We start from the raw sequence: 17,348 nt of genomic DNA on the forward strand, positions 1-17,348 counted from the left end.
CTGAATTTGATCATAATAAAAACGTAGTCTTTTTATATACTCCAATGGGGTATATTTTAGGCATCCAAGTATTTTTTAGTCTGTAGCTTAGTTTTATTAAAAATAATCGGGAGTATATTGGTATTGATCTAATTTTAAAAAGTTAAATTGAACAAAATTGAGGAGTAATTGAGCAATTGTGCTCATGAGGGTATTCAAACAAGCCATGTAGGAGACCTTGATCTTCAGCAAACATTATTAAGATGCGAAATCAATATCTTGGCTAATGCAGAAATTCAGGAGTTATTGGCAGGCTTACTTTGCATTTTTTTATCGCCGGTAGCGGACTTTTTAGGTAAGTTACTATCCGCGAAATGCGTATTAGTTTGCTGGAGAATTTGCAAGTGTACTGAAGCTCTGTCCATCCCGCCTCTTTCAAGCATGATTACATTGCGCGCAGATGTGCTGGCTGGCGTGGCATCTAAACTACTTTGCGTTGCAACAGGTGTCGCAATTGCCATGGCGACAAAATACTCACTGAAAGCCGTGCTAGCCAATAGTGTCAAAACAGATAAACCGAAGAGAGTAGATTTTTTTAACATAATAGCTCCGTATTTTAAATGAATTGCACCCGGCTGAAGGCTTTAATTGTGTAAATTGTTTGTGTGTGTTTTTCTACATGACTGACACATTACTTTTTGCTGTATGGTAAATAATCAAAGGCTTATACCGATTGGCGAATGATTTTGTTGGATTGCGCTGTTGCCTGACGGATTGCTAAAGTATCTTTGTCCATGGCTATTTTTTCTTCTGTAGTCAAACGCTTGGCAGAGATCAGCACGGTTTGGATTGCTGGTGAGGTTTGTTGATCGTAAGCCACTTTTTCATCTGCGCTTAGACGTTTGGCGACGATAGTTACCGTTTGGATTGAGTTATCGCTGCTCTCATTACCGCTGTTATTACCCTTAACTGGAGCTTGATAGGCTGAAGAGACTGCTAAAACTCCAGCGATCAATGCGATGGAGAAGATGCCAGTAGTATTGAATGCGTTGATTGTTTTCATGATGATGCTCCTGTGATTGAATTAAAAGGATTTCAGTGAATTTGTGTTTCTTTGCTGCGATGTAATCACTGTAGGTCAAGGCATCATGAGTTACCACGCCAATGCGACGAAACGCATAAAGCCTGGGATAAAGCAGGTTAAAGTGCAGCTGGAGCGTAGGGGGACTTTTCGGAGTTTCTAAAAACTCAGGCCCAATTATGCTTGGCAGGACAACTACAGCGGTTGAGAACTAAATTCGCGCTGTTAGCGATTTTGAGGAAACGAAAATTAGGCTGAGCTAATTTTATTGGGAGTAACAGGCCTGCATTGAGATTGTTTTAAAAGTCCGGGGGAGTTCGGTGTCAAGACCCGGTTCCCCCAACTTTGGTAGTTTTTTGCTATTTGAGACTTATAACTTACTTACCCAATTGCGTCGGCATTGCAGGAGCCCGCTGGCGCTGTACTGCCTGATAGGTCTGCATTTTTTGCACGACATTCTGGATCGCTGCGTCGAGTTGTGTGTCGTGTCCGAGGTTGACTTCTGTCGGATCTAACTCGACATCAATGTCTGGTGCGACGCCTTCATTCTCAACACGCCATTCGCCGTCTGGGGTAAAGAACCGGAAGAACGGTACTAGCAGATTGCCGCCATCGATTAGATCGGGATTGGTAGAGATGCCGATCAATCCGCCCCAGGTGCGTTTGCCGATTAACGCACCCAAACCCAGACGTTTAAAGGCATATGGCAAAAAGTCGCCGCCTGACCCTGCATCCTGATCAATCAGCATGGCTTTAGGGCCATAGATAGCTGCTCCTGGCGTATCAAACAGCAGGCCATCACGGTCCTTCCAACTTGCCAGATATTTTCTGCTCAGGATGTCTGTGATGTAGTTCGCCGCTTGTCCACCGCTATTGCGGCGCTCGTCTACGATCAAGGCAGGTTTATCTGCTTGCGCATAAAACATGCGGTTGAAGTATCGATAGCCAGTTTCACCAGTATCTGGCAGATAAACGTAAGCGACTTTGCCATTGGTTTTTTTCTGCACATACTCACGGTTTTTTTCTATCCATTGCCATTGGCGTAATGCAGATTCATTTCCGATAGGCTGCACGATAATCTGATGGGTTTGCTTGCTGGCCAGGTCGCTGGCAAGCGTTAATGTCACTTGCTTACCTACCGTGTTTTCTAACAGTGAATAGATATTTTTGCTGGCATCCAGAGGTTTGCCATTAATCGCAAGCAAGTAATCACCAGGTTTGATTTGCAGGCCGGGGATTGCTAATGGTGCTTTTAAAAACGGATTCCAACGGTCGCCGGGCAGAATATTTTTAACACGATAATGTCCTTGGTCGATGCTAAAGTCGGCACCGAGTAAACCTACAGCGACTGGTTTTTCTTCTTGTACATCGCCTCCACCAACGCGGTTGTGGCCAACTTGCAATTCACCTATCATTTCTACCAGCAAGTCGTTCAGATCCTCACGTCGTTGCACATGTTTAAGCAATGGCTGGTAGCGTTTATAAATACTATCCCAATCCAGTCCGTGCAAATTGGCATCATAGAAGAATTCTTTTTCCATCCACCAGGCTTCGTTAAAAATCTGTTCCCATTCCTCGCGCGGATTGACCTTCATGCGTAGCTGAGACAAATCGATTGATTTGGTTTCTAATTTTTCAGCTGCATCGCCAATTTCTAGTTTGACTTTACCGGACTGGATCAAGATTTTTTTGCCATCACCGCTGAGGCTGAAAAACGCGATATTTTGTCTGAGGGATTTCGCTTTTTTGTCATCAAAACTAAAACGGAACAATTCTGCATCGTCGTCATTTTTTGCAGAGGGCGGTTCATTGCTGACGCCGGGCTGACGATGCTCTAAATAAAATAGTGAGCCGTCGGAAGCGACCGCCAGCGTATCGTAATTACGTTCTGCCACTGGCAGCGCAACGATACGTTGTTGCAAGCCATCCAGATCAATTTTGACAGGCTTAGTTGGTTTAGTTGGCTTGCCAGAGCTATCGTCCTTGGCTTTATCTTTACTCTCTTTATTATCCTTAGAGCTTTCTTTAGTATCGTCTTTAGCACCTTCTTTTTTGTCGCTATCTTTTTTATCCTCGTCTTTTTTTGCATCATCTTTTTTATCGTTCTCATCACCGCTCTTCGGTAGCAGAGGCGATTTGCCGTCCGCCGCCAATACGGCGACGTAGATGCCATTGCGCAAGGGACGTTCTTGGGTGGACATATCCAGTCCTACATGGGTAGGGCCAGAATTAGTTGACGCAGTAAAGTACAAATAGTCTGCCGCGGCAAAAACAGGATTATCGGCGTGGCTCATGCCATCGGTCAGATTGACGTTTTTACCCGTTTGGAAATCATGCAGTTTGATTTGTGAAAACTGGTTCGCGCCCACCACGGTATAAGCCAGCCAGCGGCTGTCGGATGAAAACGAGACAGCAAATTTAGAGCGTCGGGCGCTCACATCGATCTTGCTGATATTGCCCGTCACCAGACTGATTGCATACAGTTGCAAGTGATTATCCTGTAGCACGATCGTCTTGGCATCCGGTGACCAGTCTAATAAGTTGAAATAGCCTTGCTTGCCCAGTGCATAGGTTTTGGCTTTGTCTAAGCCAGTCTGATCGCGTACGACCAGGCTATGTTGGCGACCTGCATCTGAGATGTAGGCGATCTGCTTGCCATCAGCGCTCCAGATACCATCCTTTTCACGGATACCTGAGGTCTCTGTCAAATTGCGGACTGAACCATCTTTCACCGGTACGGTAAATACATCGCCGCGGGCGCTGACGACGACACGTTTGCCGCTGGGGGACAGACTCGCTGAAGTGATATTGCTGCTGGCGTCTTTCCATTGTGGTCGCGCTTGTATTGCTTGCGCTGTTTGTGACTCCAGATCGACGTGGATGTTTTGTGTTTTGCCGCTGACTGTATCCAGTTCCTTAAGCGCGCCACCGACTTCATACACGACCGTCGTGCCATAAGCACCGAGGTTACGGACATCCCAAACGGTTTCTTTGGTGACTTGCCGTACTGTTTTATTTTGGCGGTTGTAAGCAAACAGATTGGCCGCACCATCTTTGCGATCAGAGATAAAAAATACCTCGTCGCCAACCCAGACAGGATTGCTGTCGTTGGCGTTCTCGTGAGGAATTTTTTCTAATTTGTTATTTGCCACATCCATAATCCAGACCGGTGGCGTGGTACCGCCGCGGTGCTGACGCCAGCCGCTGGTACCGCTATATGCCTGACGGAAAGGGCGATAGGCCAAGAGTTTTCCGTCGCCAGACCAGTTACCTTCAAAGGCAATGGCTTCCATGACTTTTTTCTCGTAACCACCTTCCAGTGGTACTTCATACAACTGGTTACTGCGACTATTCGCGATTTCCCGGTTGGATGAAAACAGCACGCGTTTGCCATCGGCACTCCATCCCACTACCACGTCTTGACCAGGATGCCAGGTCAAGCGCCGCGCTTCTCCGCCTTGGACCGGGATTACATACACGTCGGTATTGTTGTCATAGCTAGCAGAGAACGCTAGCCATTTGCCGTCAGGAGAAAATTTGGGGGCAAATTCAGATGCCGGATGCGTCGTCAATCGCACAGGATGTTGCCCGTCGCGGTCTGCCAGCCAGATGTCGCCTGCATACACAAACGCCAGATGGTCGCGGGACACCGTTGGTTGGCGCAGCAGCAGCGTATCGGCAGCGTTTGCTGCCTGGGTAGTAAAACAGCTTGCCAGCAAGATGCTCAGAACAGATAGACGACCAAGTTGATGAATCCGCATTCGACTCCTCCTTTATAAATTTTCTGATTCAGGCAGGCGCCTGAGTAGGTTTAGACTGACGCAAAATTTAGCACACACAGTTGCTATTGCTGCGTCTTGTCGACGCAAATTGTTTCAGTCTTATTATATTAATGAATTACATAGACTATTTCACCATAGAAATAGTTCGAAGTTTTAAAAAAATACCTCGGCGAGGTCTAAGCGTTATAGGCAGTATTGCGTTATTTGTCGATCTTGTTTGTGCTCAAGATGCCTGGTATGGCACGAAGTGAATCACTTGGTATTTTAATTAATAGGGGAGTATATTGATAAATACGCCTTCAATACCATTAATCATATGGACAATAAAATATACTAACAAGGAGTATGTTTTATGAAAGATTATTTTTTTTAATTTAACTGGTAATGTAATCGTATGTTTGTTGGCGTATTGTCTGCCTGTCGTTGATTGCGGTAATGAAGCCTTGGTCGCTTTCGGTCACAACTCAATTCTTATCCGTTAGATGTTGAAGAGCGCATAAAATAGCGTACCTCAATATTTCATATTTATTCGCTGGCAATACTGCACTCGATCTGATTTATTGCCTGCTACCGTCTGAAAATCGTCTCCCAGTTCCAATACAAGAAAGTACACCATGAGCAGTTTGCCGCAATGTCCTCAATGCCAATCCGTCTACACCTACGAGGACGGCAGTAATTTTGTCTGTCCAGAATGTGCTCATGAGTGGAGCAAGGACGCAGTGGAGGAGAGTGCTGATCAAAAAGCGGTGGTGCGCGACGCCAATGGCACGGTGCTCAATGACGGTGATTCGGTCACGGTCATCAAAGATTTAAAAGTCAAAGGTTCTTCTTTAGTCGTCAAGGTCGGCACCAAGGTCAAATCGATTCGTCTGGTGGATGGCGATCATGATATTGATTGCAAAATTGATGGCATAGGCGCGATGCAATTGAAATCGGAGTTTGTTAAAAAAGCCTGATACTGAGTTTTAGCGCATCAGCATGAGGTATCAATAATGTGATTGCTCTGGTTTTTGTTAATTGGATAGCGGCAGGCGGTATACATATGCAGCAAGGCGGGGCTCTAACTTACACATGCTGCATGCTGTTACAAAGAATTAAAGGGGGCGGTGCTATCATCGCCTTATTGGTCAGCAGCACTAATTAGTGATTCAAGCTAAATTTCTTACTAGCTTTTAAGAAAAATTTAAGCAAATTCCTGCACTCACTTACTCTCTTTTCTCTATGAATGAAACCGACGTCAAACGCTACCTGCCCTGGGTAGTAGCAACCGCCTTATTCATGGAGCAGCTCGACTCCACCATCCTCAATACCGCAGTCCCCTCAATGGCCCTCAGTTTGCAGGTCACACCGCTGAGTCTGAAAGCGGTTGTCACCAGTTATATCCTGAGTCTGGCGGTGTGTATTCCCATTAGCGGCTGGATGGCGGATCGCTTTGGTACACGGCGTGTGTTCAGCACGGCGGTCGGTATTTTTACCTTGGCTTCTGTGCTGAGTGGTTTGTCAGTTAATGTGCCGATGCTGGTTGCCGCCCGGATTTTGCAGGGGATAGGCGCGGCGATGATGATGCCAGTCGGGCGCCTGGCGATTATTCGCACTTTTCCAAAATCTGAGCTACTGATGGCGATGAACTTTGTAATCATCCCGGCCTTGATCGGCCCTTTGCTGGGCCCGACGATTGGCGGTCTGATTGTGCATTGGTTACCGTGGAGGGTGATCTTCTTTATCAATGTGCCGGTCGGTTTGGTCGCGCAATGGCTGATCCACAAACATATGCCTGATTATCGTGGTGATGGCAATCGGCCGATTGATGTGATTGGTCTGGTGTTGTTTGGCGTTGGCACGGCCTTGCTATCTTGGCTGTTAGAGATATTTGGCGAACACCGGATAGACGGGACATCAGAGGGCATTTTATTTTTGCTGTCGCTTTGTCTGCTGGCCGCCTATGGCTGGCATGCACGCAATACACCGCACCCCTTATTGCGTTTGACCTTGTTCCGCATCCGTACTTTCAGAGTCTCTGTGGTGGGTGGCTTTATCACACGGTTAGGCTTGGGTGGCTTGCCATTCTTACTCCCCTTACTGTATCAGCTAGGGCTTGGTTTGCCGGCCTGGCAATCAGGTTTGCTGATGATGCCCGCTGCTGCCGCTGCGATGGGGATGAAGCTGATCTCAGCGCGCGTATTGCGCCGCTTTGGTTATCGCAAAGTATTGATGATGAATACCGTCATGATCGGTGTGACGATTTGTACCTTTGCCACGGTATCGTCAGGCACGCCGATTATCTGGATTGTTTTTTTAGGATTAACGCAGGGCTTTTTTAATTCGCTGCAATTCTCCAGCATGAATTCGATGGCGTTTGCCGATATTGGCACTGCCGATTCCAGTATGGCCAGTACGATTGCCAGTTCGTTACAGCAGATGTCGATGAGCTTTGGTCTGGCCTGCGGGTCTTTAGTGACGGCTTGGTATTTAGGGGACTTGCCGCAGTCGGACAAAGTTGCCGTGACCAGCGCCTTGCATCACGCATTTTTGACTTTGGGTGTAATGACGATGCTCTCGTCGCTGACATTTTGGACTTTGCGTTCAGAAGATGGTGAGAGCGTCAGCAAGGGTTTGCCGGCGGCAAATTGATTACCATCGCTGCTGCTAGATTAACTATACTAGTAGTGTGTATATTTAATCGTCCAAGTAATCATTGGTCGGCAGGGCATATTTTATAAAACAGGTGGGGAGTATGTCGATGTGCCGACTGATGTCACCTGATTTTGACTAGATTTTTTTAGTGATGGCTCAGCGTGCTGCCAGCAGATAAATTCTTTATTAATTTTCTTTAATAGTTTTCCTACCTGGGTATAAAAAAACGAGAAATACCTCTTTCTCGTTTTTTGATGTGACTTAATGATTTACTTAGTCACTACTTAATATCCTATCGTTTGTGCTGCCTCATGCACCAGTTGCTCAAATAAATCATGGCGCATCTGTGCAATTTCTCCCGATTTGACCGCGGCTAAAATTGCACAGCCAGGCTCGGTATGGTGATGGCAGTTATAGAATTTGCACTCGCCCAGATGCGGTAAAAACTCTGGGAAGGCGCGTTCCAGCATCCCTTCGCTCAGATGATGTAATCCAAACTCTTGAAAGCCCGGCGAATCAATAACGCCAGTTTTGTCATCCATCTGGTACAGACGGGTAAACGTTGTTGTATGTTTGCCCGTGTCCAATGCGGCAGAGATTTCGCGGGTGGCGATCTCAGCATCTGGGATCAGCAAATTAATCAGCGACGATTTTCCCATCCCGGACTGACCGATCAGGATCGTGTGATTATCCTGGATCAGTTCCATCATTGCGACGCGGGTTTGTTCCGGCGCGGTGGTGACCGACACTTCTAATACCGGATAGCCCAAGCCAGAATACAGCGCGAGGCGTTCACGCGCTTTAGGTAAGCTGGCGGTGACGTCAATTTTATTTAAAACGATACTGGCTTTGATGCCGGACGATTCAGAGGCGACCAGCGCCCGTGATATCAGATCATCGGCAAAGCTAGGCTCGGTGGCGACCACAATGATCAGTTGTGTCAGATTGGCCGACAGCATTTTGGATTTGTATTGATCCGAGCGGTAGAGCAAAGTCGTGCGCGGTGTGATCGCCTCGATCACGCCCTGGTTCTTGGACGTGAGTTGATATTCCACAATATCGCCGACCGCCACATCACTTTTTTTGCCACGTGTGACACAGTGCAGTTTGATGCCTTCTGCCTGTACCAGATAATGACGACCGTGCGCAGCAATGACGGTCGCTAACAGCTTTTCGCTGGTGGACGATTTTGACTTGGGCTTACTTTTGATCTGGCTCATTAAGAAAAACTTTGCTGAAAAATCGCATCTACTTTGGCGGCGCAAATAAAATCATTTTCAGAAATTCCGCCCTTACCACCGTTGACGGTATGCGTATCAAATTTGATCAGGCAACGGTTGTAGGTGACGACCATTTCAGGATGATGATCTTCTGCATGGATTACGTAGGCGATGGCATTGATAAACGCCAGCGTTTCATAATAATTTTTGAAGTTATAGGCTTTAACAATCCGCGGTCCATCTTGTGTCCAGCCAGGTACGGCAGCCAGATATGCAGGCAAGCTGGCTGGGTCAAGGCCGATGTCGGTCGGCAGGGATTTTTTTGCTAGCAGGTCGGAAGTTTTCATGATGCATTTACCTTGTAGAGTTCTGGTTAGGTCGCTGCTGAGCTTGATGCTAACAGCAACTGCTTAATTCGCAAGGACGCAGGCGGATGCGAATCATAGAATTTAGAATGCAGAGGATCGGGCGTCAAAGTATTGGCATTATCTTCATATAGTTTGACTAGCGCAGCAACCAGATCGTTGGCATTGGTATGTTTGGCGGCAAACGCATCTGCCTCAAACTCATGTTTGCGCGAGCTGATCGACGTCAGCGGTGACAACAAAAAGGTGAAGACGGGCAGTGCCAGTACAAACAAAATCAGCGCCATTGCATCGTTCGACGCCAGTAACATCGGGTCAACACCCAAGCCGTTATAAAACCATAGTTGTTGTTTGAGGTAGCCCAGCAAAGCCAAAAATCCTAGCGAAACCACAAACATCACGACTATGCGCTTAACAATGTGTTTGAGCTTGAAATGTCCCAGTTCGTGCGCCAGCACGGCTTCAATTTCTTCCGGTGCTAGACGCGACAATAAGGTATCAAAAAATACGATGCGTTTAGCCGCGCCAAAACCTGAGAAATACGCATTGCCATGCGCGCTGCGTTTGGAACCGTCCATCACGAACAAGCCGCTGGATGCGAAGCCAACGCGCTGCATCAAGCCTTCGATGCGCGTGCGCAGGCTATCGTCTTCCAGTGGGGTAAATTTGTTGAAAATAGGTGCGATCACGCTAGGATAAATCAGCATCATCAGCAGTTGAAATCCGCTCCATACTAGCCATGCGTACAGCCACCACAATGCACCGGATTTTTCCATTAAGCTCAATACCACCCAGATGAGCGGCAAGCCAATCGCTGCGCCGAGCAGAGTGCTTTTGATCATGTCTCCAAAGAAGAGGGCTGGTGTCATCTTATTAAAGCCAAATTTTTGCTCCAATACAAATTGCCGGTAATAATCAAATGGCAATTCAATGATGCTACCGATAGCCGCAAAAGCAGCGAGTAAGCATAGCTGATACACCATGCCCGGGCCGGTGAGCTTGACGATCGTCACCGATAGAAATTGCAGGCCGCCCAACAAGGTAAATCCAATCAACACAGCCGCATTCAAAATTAGTAGCAATAAGTCTAGCTTGGTCTTGGCCAAGGTATAGTCCGCCGCTTTTTGATGGGCAGACAGCGGGATTTTTTCGGCAAATTCTGCCGGAACCGCCGAGCGGTGCTGTAAAACATGGCGTAGTTGCCGGGAACCCAGCCAAAACCGTACGACAAGGGTCACTAATAAAAATGCCGCGAATAAAACAGAAAATGCTGCAGAAATCATGGGAAAATGCCACATTGATTAAGAGAAGGAAGAATTATGTCACAAGCTACCGACATTCAAGCAAACAGTGCATCTGATAAGCCAGCGCCGACCCCACCGGCTAAGCCAAATGAGTTCAACCTGATCTGGTTGGATATGGAGATGACGGGCCTCGATCCTGACAGTGACCGCATCATTGAAGTGGCCGTTGTCGTCACAGATATGCAATTAAACGTGCTGGCAGAAGGTCCTGTATTTGCGATTCATCAGTCCGACGAAACGATGGATAAGATGGACGCCTGGAATAAAGGCACGCATGGTCGCTCTGGCTTGATTGAGCGTGTCAAGGCGTCGACCGTGTCGGAAGAGGATGCAGAGAAAGAATTGATCGCTTTCTTAAAGCAGTATGTTCCGGCAGGTAAATCGCCGATGTGCGGCAATTCGATTTGCCAGGATCGTCGCTTTATGGCACGCGGGATGCCGAAGCTGGAGGCATTTTTCCATTATCGCAATCTGGACGTGTCGACGCTCAAAGAATTGTGCAAACGTTGGAAGCCAGCGATTGCCAGTGGCTTTAAAAAACATCAGAAGCACACGGCAATGGCCGATATTATTGAGTCGATTGAAGAGCTGAAATACTACCGTGAGCATTTCATCAAGGAGTGATCTGAAGTTTGGATTTAGTGTGGCCTTGATTTGGTGTTTAGCGAGATGTTTGCTTAGATGCCTGATGTAGAGTGTCATTTGCTTAAAATAAAAAAACGCGCCAATGGCGCGTTTTTTATTGGACGATACTTATTCAGCAGTACTACACATAAACACTACTCCAAATTGATATTGCTAATTTCCAGCCTGTTGATATTTAAGAAGGCGGGTAATTTTGTACCCTGTACTTTTACATTACGATTTTGCCACTCGCGCAATTGCACCAGACGATTTTTATCAACACTTTCTAAACGCCAGACTTTGCCGTTGGCATCGCTCACCGCCAGCCACAAGTTTACGTCTGATCCTTTTAAAGTCAGCATGCCAGAAATCGTCAATTGCTCAGCGACCGTATTAGTTTTTGTAGAGCTTTGTACAAATGCTGACGACGGCGTTGTTGCTGTCGTAGCTTGTGCCGGATGTTCAGCGCAAGCTACCAATAGTATTGCGACTGTCAGTGCTGGCAATAAACAAAACAGACGGTGCAAGGAGAGAGTTTTTTTCATAGATTGTCTTAATGGGGGAGGCGTGAGGATGAAGTCACGCCTCCTTGACATTAATGAATCACCAAGGTCACAGATGTACCCGATGGAACCACGACCGAGTTTTTGGTGTAAGTGCCAGAGGTAATGCTGTCTTTAAGATAGGTTTGTGTGGTTGCGGTAAAACCAGCACTTAAGCTTGTCGCTACTGCGGGCTGGAAGGTTTTAGCCAAACTACCGATGTCAATAGCACCAAAACTATAGGTCGTGCCATTATCAACATATGATGCGCTTGGGAATCCAAAACCTGTCGGCAAGCCTGCACCTGGCATACCGCCGAAGATGGATGCACCAAACTTGACAAACTCGTCTGCGATGCCGTTACCGCCTAGCGATTTAATCAGAGTATCAAGGCAGGTATAGCTAGTCGGACTGCTTGTCCCGTTAATGTTGTCGTTGCAATTAGTGACTAATTGTTTGGCAAGCACAACACCATAACGACGGTTGATGAATGCGCCAAAAGAGCCGCCCATTGCGTAGCTACTGGTAGCCAGATCTGTCCACTTTATGTAATTGACGCCACCACCAGATTTTAAATACCCAGGAATACGCACTGCAGTCATTTTGTCTGTACCGCCCAAACTGATATTAGCAAAAATATCTTCACTCATCATGGCTGAGGTTTCTTCTAACCAAGTGTCATGATCAACACCACGCACGATGGCTCTTTGATAAAAATTAATCATGTGGGTTGATTCATGCAGGAGCGTTGATTTTATGTAGTTCAAATCATTTTTAATCGAGATTGCATTAACAAAAAATGCTAAAGCTTCATTCGATTTTGGTTCATATTTTTTTAGCTCATTATTTAATGCGTAGAAATAGCCGCCCCATTTAGTGTCACTTGGTACGTTCAAGATCACGACATTGATATCTTGTAAGCCCGAATTGTCATTAATTAACTGGGTACTGTATTTTGCAGCAGAGGGGCCATAAGCATCGCCTAACAAGGAGACTAATTTATCAAAGCCTGCAGTGCCCACGCCACCTGCACCATCTTTGGCGCAGTAGGTTGCGCTGAGGGCTAAGACATCGCTGTCACTGACATTCCCGCTACTAATGGCTAGCGGATCAACCCAGAATACGGCTTTACGTCCCGATGCGAGGGAACATATTTGCTTGACTGTCACATTGTTGTAGGCGACGGGTTGTGTTGGGAAGTTATCGTTCCATGTACGTGTATCGTTGACTACCGGTGTCGCATTTGGCATCGTTGGTACAGCTATACCGCTTGAGCTGGATGCGGCGTTGGCTGAAGCTTTAGTTGCTGAGTTACGGCTTAACAATGCTTTGACAACAGCTTGATTTTTCGTAAGCTGTTCTGTGTGTGCGTTATGTTCGCCTAAATGCTGATCTAAGGACAAAACATTTAAGTTGCTTACCACTTTGCTTTGTACGCTGGCGGCTGCAGAGCTTAATATAGGCGCAGTGAATGCATCGCTAGCACTCGCATTAGAAAATACTAAGGTTGCACTGTTGGCCGATGTGACACCAAAAATCGCAATATTTACATTTTGCGGGCTGTTTGTCGTGTTGTTGTAACTCCAGACACCAACCACACCAGCACCGCCGCTATAAGTTGTTGCACTAGTTGCACCGCAATTGGCGCCCGCACATGCAGGGGCTAAAACGTTAGATGAGCTTAAGGGTAAAACACCAACGATGATTTTTACAGTGACCGACTTATTATTGGAATTAGTAACGGTCACAGTTGCTGTGTAATTGCCAGCAGCAGTATAGGCATGGGTAGTTGCTGCTGTGTTTGCTGTAATGCCATCGCCAAAGTTCCATAAATAAGTAAGGGCTAAGCCATTTGGATCAACTGACGATGCACTAAAATTTTCGACCTTATTAACAGTGGTGGTCAATGCAGTTGGCGTTAATACGGGTGCAGATGGCAGATCAATATTCACTACATAAGTGCTCTTTGCCGTCGTACCTAGATCATTCGTCGCCGTTAAAGTTACGACATAAGAACCACTACTTCCGTAAGCGTGAGTCGTGTTTGCACCGCTATCTTTGACGTTGTCGCCAAAATCCCATGCGTAAGTTATTGTACCTCCGCTTGGATCGCTGGAGCTGCCAACATAGTTAAGGATTTGATTGACTCTGAATCCCTTCAGTCCGGTGACAGAGATTGCTGGCGTACTTAAAACGGCATCAACAACTTGTACAGATGCGCTTGCTTGCCCACTTTGGCCCGAACTGTCAGTTGCCACAACTTTGACGGCATAAGTGCCTGACGCGGTTGTTTTTACGTTGATGCTACTACCAGTGACAGCGGCAGATCCGTTACCAACTGTCCAGCTATAGGTAAGCGGCAGGTTTAACGTAGAAGTCGCCGTTGCGCTCAGCGTAAAGCTTCTGCCGGTATATAAAACTGCTTGGCTAGGTGGCGCAATTTGCACCGTAATCGTATTGACCGGGGCCGCAGGCGTGACGGCTGTCGATGGTGTGGAATCTCCACCGCCACCGCCGCAAGCAGATAGACCGACGATGACAATAAATGCCAAAGCTATTTTTGATAAATGAGTTTTCATTGAGGGGAGTTTGTTTGAAATTGGGGATTACTTCGGTGATCAAAGTTGCTAATCTTTACCAAGAGTACTTTGTGTAAGTTACGTCCGCATTACTTCCGGATGAGAACCGCGTCGTGACTGAACTGCTGCGTGATTTTTACTCAATATAGTCTGGCAACGTAAATAAATAAATTAGTTGGCTCATGACACCATATTTATGTCATAAAATCAAAGCGTCTGCATGCGAGTTATGTAAGCCTTTAAAGGCTAAGCTAGCAAAGGACGGTAATTTAATGGACAATATAGCAATAAAAATCAATAGGTGGGAGATTTTTTAGAAATGGAGGCGCATATTCAGCCTCATGTATTCATATACTGCTAGGGAGTAATTTTAATCGCCCAATTAAAATGGCGATATCAGGCTAATTAATGGCCATACTCCCTATTTTTAAAATTTTTGGCGTGAAAAAAACCTCAAAAAGCTAATACTCAGGTCCATTGTGTTGTTGCAAATTCCCGCAACGACTACGCATTGCTGAATTTTACCCTTAGCGTTGTATCTCGACTAAAGAGTCTTTGGATATTCCTTGTTGAATCCAAGTGTGAATGCTGGTCGCTTAACTAAAACGACCAACTACAGCTCTTGGCTTAGACCTCAGACTAAAACGCCCGACTTAAACGCCCAACAATTCCACTTCAAAAATCAAGGTTGCATTGCCTGGAATGACGCCGCCTGCGCCGCGTGGACCGTATCCCAATGCAGCTGGAATCGTCAATTTACGGGTGCCGCCGATTTTCATGCCTTGTACGCCTTCGTCCCAGCCTTTGATCACATGACCAGCACCTAATGGGAATGAGAACGGATCATTGCGGTCTTTGCTTGAATCAAATTTTTTGCCAGCACTGCCATCTGGATTTTGCAGCCAGCCGGTGTAATGCACGACGACATGATTGCCAGCTTGCGCTTCTGCGCCTTCGCCGACGATAGTGTCTTCATATTGCAGGCCGGATACGGTAGTGATTGTGGTCATGATTTTCCTTAATTAAAAAAATTGATACAATTGTAATAGAGCGAATGATTCTTCAGTGCAATGCCCTAACAGAAATTTTAGTCGATTTCTTTTGATTTGCTTGGGATTTACTCAAAATAGATCGCTACGATAACGGGTGAATTAACGGGATAATTAACAGGTGAAGTATGACGCAAGTCTTGATGGCTACATTTTGATTTCATTTTGAGTACATTCTGAATACATCACGGGGATATTGTAATTAATATTTTGGAAATAATATCTTGAAGTTCACAGCTTGTAACGCTTGCATCAGGTCTGGCGGGTTAAAATAGTGTCCATTATTTTTAATCTGTCCTCACATTGCAAAGCGGTAAAAATTCATGCTTAGTCGTATTTTGTGTTTGCTGTTGTTCGTGTTGTCTTCGTTCTCCGTTATTGCACCACAAGCAGAGGCTGGCATTGTTGTAGTGCTTAATTCCCGCGATGCCACAGTCAGCCTGCTGGATCAAGAGTCCCAAAAAGAAATCAGCACCTATGCCATCGGTAAAGAGCCACATCATTTGATGGCAACACCCGACAATAAATCGGTAATCGTCGCTAATGCTGTTGGTAATGAATTGGTTTTTCTGGACCCGAAAACAGGCCAGGTGCAGCGCCGCATGAAGGATATTGCCGATCCTTATCAAATTGGATTTTCGCCTGACCAAAAATGGTTTGTCTCTAATTCTTTGCGGCTTGACCGGGTCGACTTTTATCAATACGACGGTAAAGATCTTAGTCTGGTTAAGCGTGTCCCCTTGGCTAAATTACCTAGCCACATGGCGTTTGATGCTGCCAGTACGACTGTGTTTATTACTCACCAGGGCAGCGATCAGGTGTCTGCTATTGATTTAATAACACAAAAAGTTAAATGGACGCTGCCGGTAGGCAAACTTCCCGCAGGTATTGCGATGACGCCGGATGATAAATATTTATTAGTCGGCATTATGGGGAGTGATTATGTCGAGGTGATTGATTGGCGTGCTCAAAAAACGATTAAACGCATTAAGACCGGAGCAGGGGCGCACAACTTCCGCGCTTTGGGTGATAAACGTAATACGTTTGTATCTAACCGCGTGTCCAATACGATTAATATCATCGATCAGATATCGCTAGAAAATGTAGCGACGATTGATGTGCCGGGTGGCCCGGATTGTATGGAGCTGAGTGCCGACGGTAAGACCTTATGGGTAACGCTGCGCTGGATTAAGAAAGTGGCTGTGATTGATGTGCCATCCAAAAAAGTTCTCAAGCTAATCCCAGTTGGCCGGTCGCCGCATGGGGTTTATTTTATGGATCATGCGCCGCGTGTTTAGCTGCATTTAGACGAACCGCAGGCTCAGAGACAAAATACATGATCCATTATCGCCGTCAGATTATTACTTTATTAATCTCGTCATTGAGTGTGCTGCCAGTGATGGTCAGCGCTGCTGAAATTAATAATGGCGCTGCATGCAAGGCAAAGATTTATCTCACGTTTGATACCGGTAGTCAGTCGCAAGCAGAATTGATCGCCAATACCCTGCGCCAGCATCACATCAAGGCGACGTTTTTTCTAGCGAATGAAAAGACCATTAAGGGCGATTATTCTCTTGACCTAAGTTGGGCGCCTTTTTGGAAGAAACTGGTTGAGGACGGTCATTCCTTCGGTACGCATACCTTTGATCACGTTTATGTAGTCCGTGATCTGAGTGATGGACGGATAGAAGTCAAACCGCAGTTTGGTAATTCTGCGGGAAAAAAATTAGTCTGGACCCCGCGGCAATATTGCGATGAATTAAAACGGGTCGATCAGCGTTTTCAGCAATTAACAGGACGCCCGCTAGATCATTATTGGCGTGCGCCTGGTGGCAAGCTCACTAAGAACTTACTCAGCGCCGGTCAAGCCTGCGGTTACGCCCATGTTGGCTGGGCGCCTGCCGGATTTTCTGGCGATGAATTATCTAGTGAGGCCTGGAGCAATCCGGTCTTATTGCAACGCGTATTAAGTCAGATCAAAGACGGTGATATTTTTATGGCGCATATGGGCATCTGGTCACGTAAGCAAGCCTGGATGCCAGAAAATTTGCAGCCTCTGCTAACAGGACTTGAGGCCAAAGGCTATTGCTTTGCAACTTTACGTGAACATCTTATGTATAAAGCGGCTCAATAAAAAAGTAAGTCCTAACAGTGCAAAACAATAATTCCGTTAAACAGTAACCTCGCCC

The 17,348-nt window shown here is 46.3% G+C and carries 14 protein-coding genes; 5 read left to right on the forward strand and 9 right to left on the reverse strand.

Going from position 1 to position 17,348, the window contains the following annotated elements; translation table 11 throughout:
* Positions 1 to 275 precede the first annotated feature (275 nt).
* From QN395_RS00895 to QN395_RS00905, 3 genes are all read right to left on the reverse strand, one after another.
* On the reverse strand, positions 276 to 581 hold the full coding sequence (locus tag QN395_RS00895; RefSeq protein WP_322119360.1) for a hypothetical protein: 306 nt from the start codon (positions 579 to 581) through the stop codon (positions 276 to 278).
* Positions 582 to 703: 122 nt separating this feature from the next.
* Positions 704 to 1,042, reverse strand: a complete 339-nt coding sequence (locus QN395_RS00900) for a hypothetical protein (protein ID WP_322119359.1) — start codon at positions 1,040 to 1,042, stop codon at positions 704 to 706.
* Positions 1,043 to 1,437: 395 nt separating this feature from the next.
* On the reverse strand, positions 1,438 to 4,821 hold the full coding sequence (locus QN395_RS00905) for a S41 family peptidase (protein WP_322119358.1): 3,384 nt from the start codon (positions 4,819 to 4,821) through the stop codon (positions 1,438 to 1,440).
* A gap of 635 nt (positions 4,822 to 5,456) precedes the next feature.
* Between QN395_RS00905 and QN395_RS00910 the strand changes: the two genes are divergently transcribed.
* Positions 5,457 to 5,798, forward strand: coding sequence for a zinc ribbon domain-containing protein YjdM (locus QN395_RS00910; protein ID WP_322119357.1), 342 nt, complete (start codon positions 5,457 to 5,459; stop codon positions 5,796 to 5,798).
* Between the two features lie 265 nt (positions 5,799 to 6,063).
* On the forward strand, positions 6,064 to 7,473 hold the full coding sequence (locus QN395_RS00915; RefSeq protein WP_322119356.1) for an MFS transporter: 1,410 nt from the start codon (positions 6,064 to 6,066) through the stop codon (positions 7,471 to 7,473).
* A 287-nt stretch (positions 7,474 to 7,760) separates the two neighbouring features.
* On the opposite strand, the gene rsgA is transcribed toward QN395_RS00915, so the two are convergent.
* Genes rsgA through QN395_RS00930 form a run of 3 tightly spaced genes read right to left on the reverse strand, consistent with a single transcriptional unit; the run spans position 7,761 to position 10,344 of the window.
* The gene (gene rsgA / locus QN395_RS00920) at positions 7,761 to 8,696 is read right to left on the reverse strand and encodes a ribosome small subunit-dependent GTPase A (RefSeq protein ID WP_322119355.1); all 936 of its coding nucleotides are present in this window, start codon (positions 8,694 to 8,696) and stop codon (positions 7,761 to 7,763) included.
* Positions 8,696 to 9,043 (reverse strand): 4a-hydroxytetrahydrobiopterin dehydratase, encoded by a 348-nt coding sequence (locus QN395_RS00925; RefSeq protein ID WP_322119354.1) that lies wholly within the window; start codon positions 9,041 to 9,043, stop codon positions 8,696 to 8,698. Before QN395_RS00925 ends, rsgA begins: the two co-directional genes overlap by 1 nt.
* Positions 9,044 to 9,069: 26 nt before the next feature.
* A complete protein-coding gene (locus tag QN395_RS00930; protein WP_322119353.1) occupies positions 9,070 to 10,344 on the reverse strand; it encodes a M48 family metallopeptidase in 1,275 nt (424 codons plus the stop codon).
* Between the two features lie 36 nt (positions 10,345 to 10,380).
* Between QN395_RS00930 and orn the strand changes: the two genes are divergently transcribed.
* The gene (orn, locus tag QN395_RS00935) at positions 10,381 to 10,989 is read left to right on the forward strand and encodes an oligoribonuclease (protein WP_416200114.1); all 609 of its coding nucleotides are present in this window, start codon (positions 10,381 to 10,383) and stop codon (positions 10,987 to 10,989) included.
* Between the two features lie 155 nt (positions 10,990 to 11,144).
* Here the strand turns inward: orn and QN395_RS00940 are convergent, their stop codons facing one another.
* From QN395_RS00940 to QN395_RS00950, 3 genes are all read right to left on the reverse strand, one after another.
* Positions 11,145 to 11,534 (reverse strand): hypothetical protein, encoded by a 390-nt coding sequence (locus tag QN395_RS00940; protein ID WP_322119352.1) that lies wholly within the window; start codon positions 11,532 to 11,534, stop codon positions 11,145 to 11,147.
* A 50-nt stretch (positions 11,535 to 11,584) separates the two neighbouring features.
* Complete coding sequence (locus tag QN395_RS00945) at positions 11,585 to 14,110, reverse strand: M30 family zinc metallopeptidase (protein WP_322119351.1); 2,526 nt, start codon at positions 14,108 to 14,110, stop codon at positions 11,585 to 11,587.
* 653 nt (positions 14,111 to 14,763) lie between these two features.
* Positions 14,764 to 15,120 carry an FKBP-type peptidyl-prolyl cis-trans isomerase gene (locus tag QN395_RS00950; protein WP_322119350.1) on the reverse strand — a complete coding sequence of 119 codons (357 nt, stop codon included), beginning with the start codon at positions 15,118 to 15,120 and terminating at the stop codon, positions 14,764 to 14,766.
* A gap of 362 nt (positions 15,121 to 15,482) precedes the next feature.
* Here QN395_RS00950 and QN395_RS00955 point away from each other — a divergent pair, with 362 nt between their 5' ends.
* Together QN395_RS00955 and QN395_RS00960 are read left to right on the forward strand one after the other, a co-directional pair.
* A complete protein-coding gene (locus QN395_RS00955) occupies positions 15,483 to 16,457 on the forward strand; it encodes a YncE family protein (RefSeq protein ID WP_322119349.1) in 975 nt (324 codons plus the stop codon).
* 101 nt (positions 16,458 to 16,558) lie between these two features.
* Positions 16,559 to 17,293 (forward strand): polysaccharide deacetylase family protein, encoded by a 735-nt coding sequence (locus tag QN395_RS00960; RefSeq protein WP_322121595.1) that lies wholly within the window; start codon positions 16,559 to 16,561, stop codon positions 17,291 to 17,293.
* Positions 17,294 to 17,348: the final 55 nt, after the last annotated feature.

Origin of the sequence: Undibacterium sp. RTI2.2 (assembly GCF_035018705.1) — a bacterium.
Taxonomy (GTDB): domain Bacteria; phylum Pseudomonadota; class Gammaproteobacteria; order Burkholderiales; family Burkholderiaceae_D; genus Undibacterium.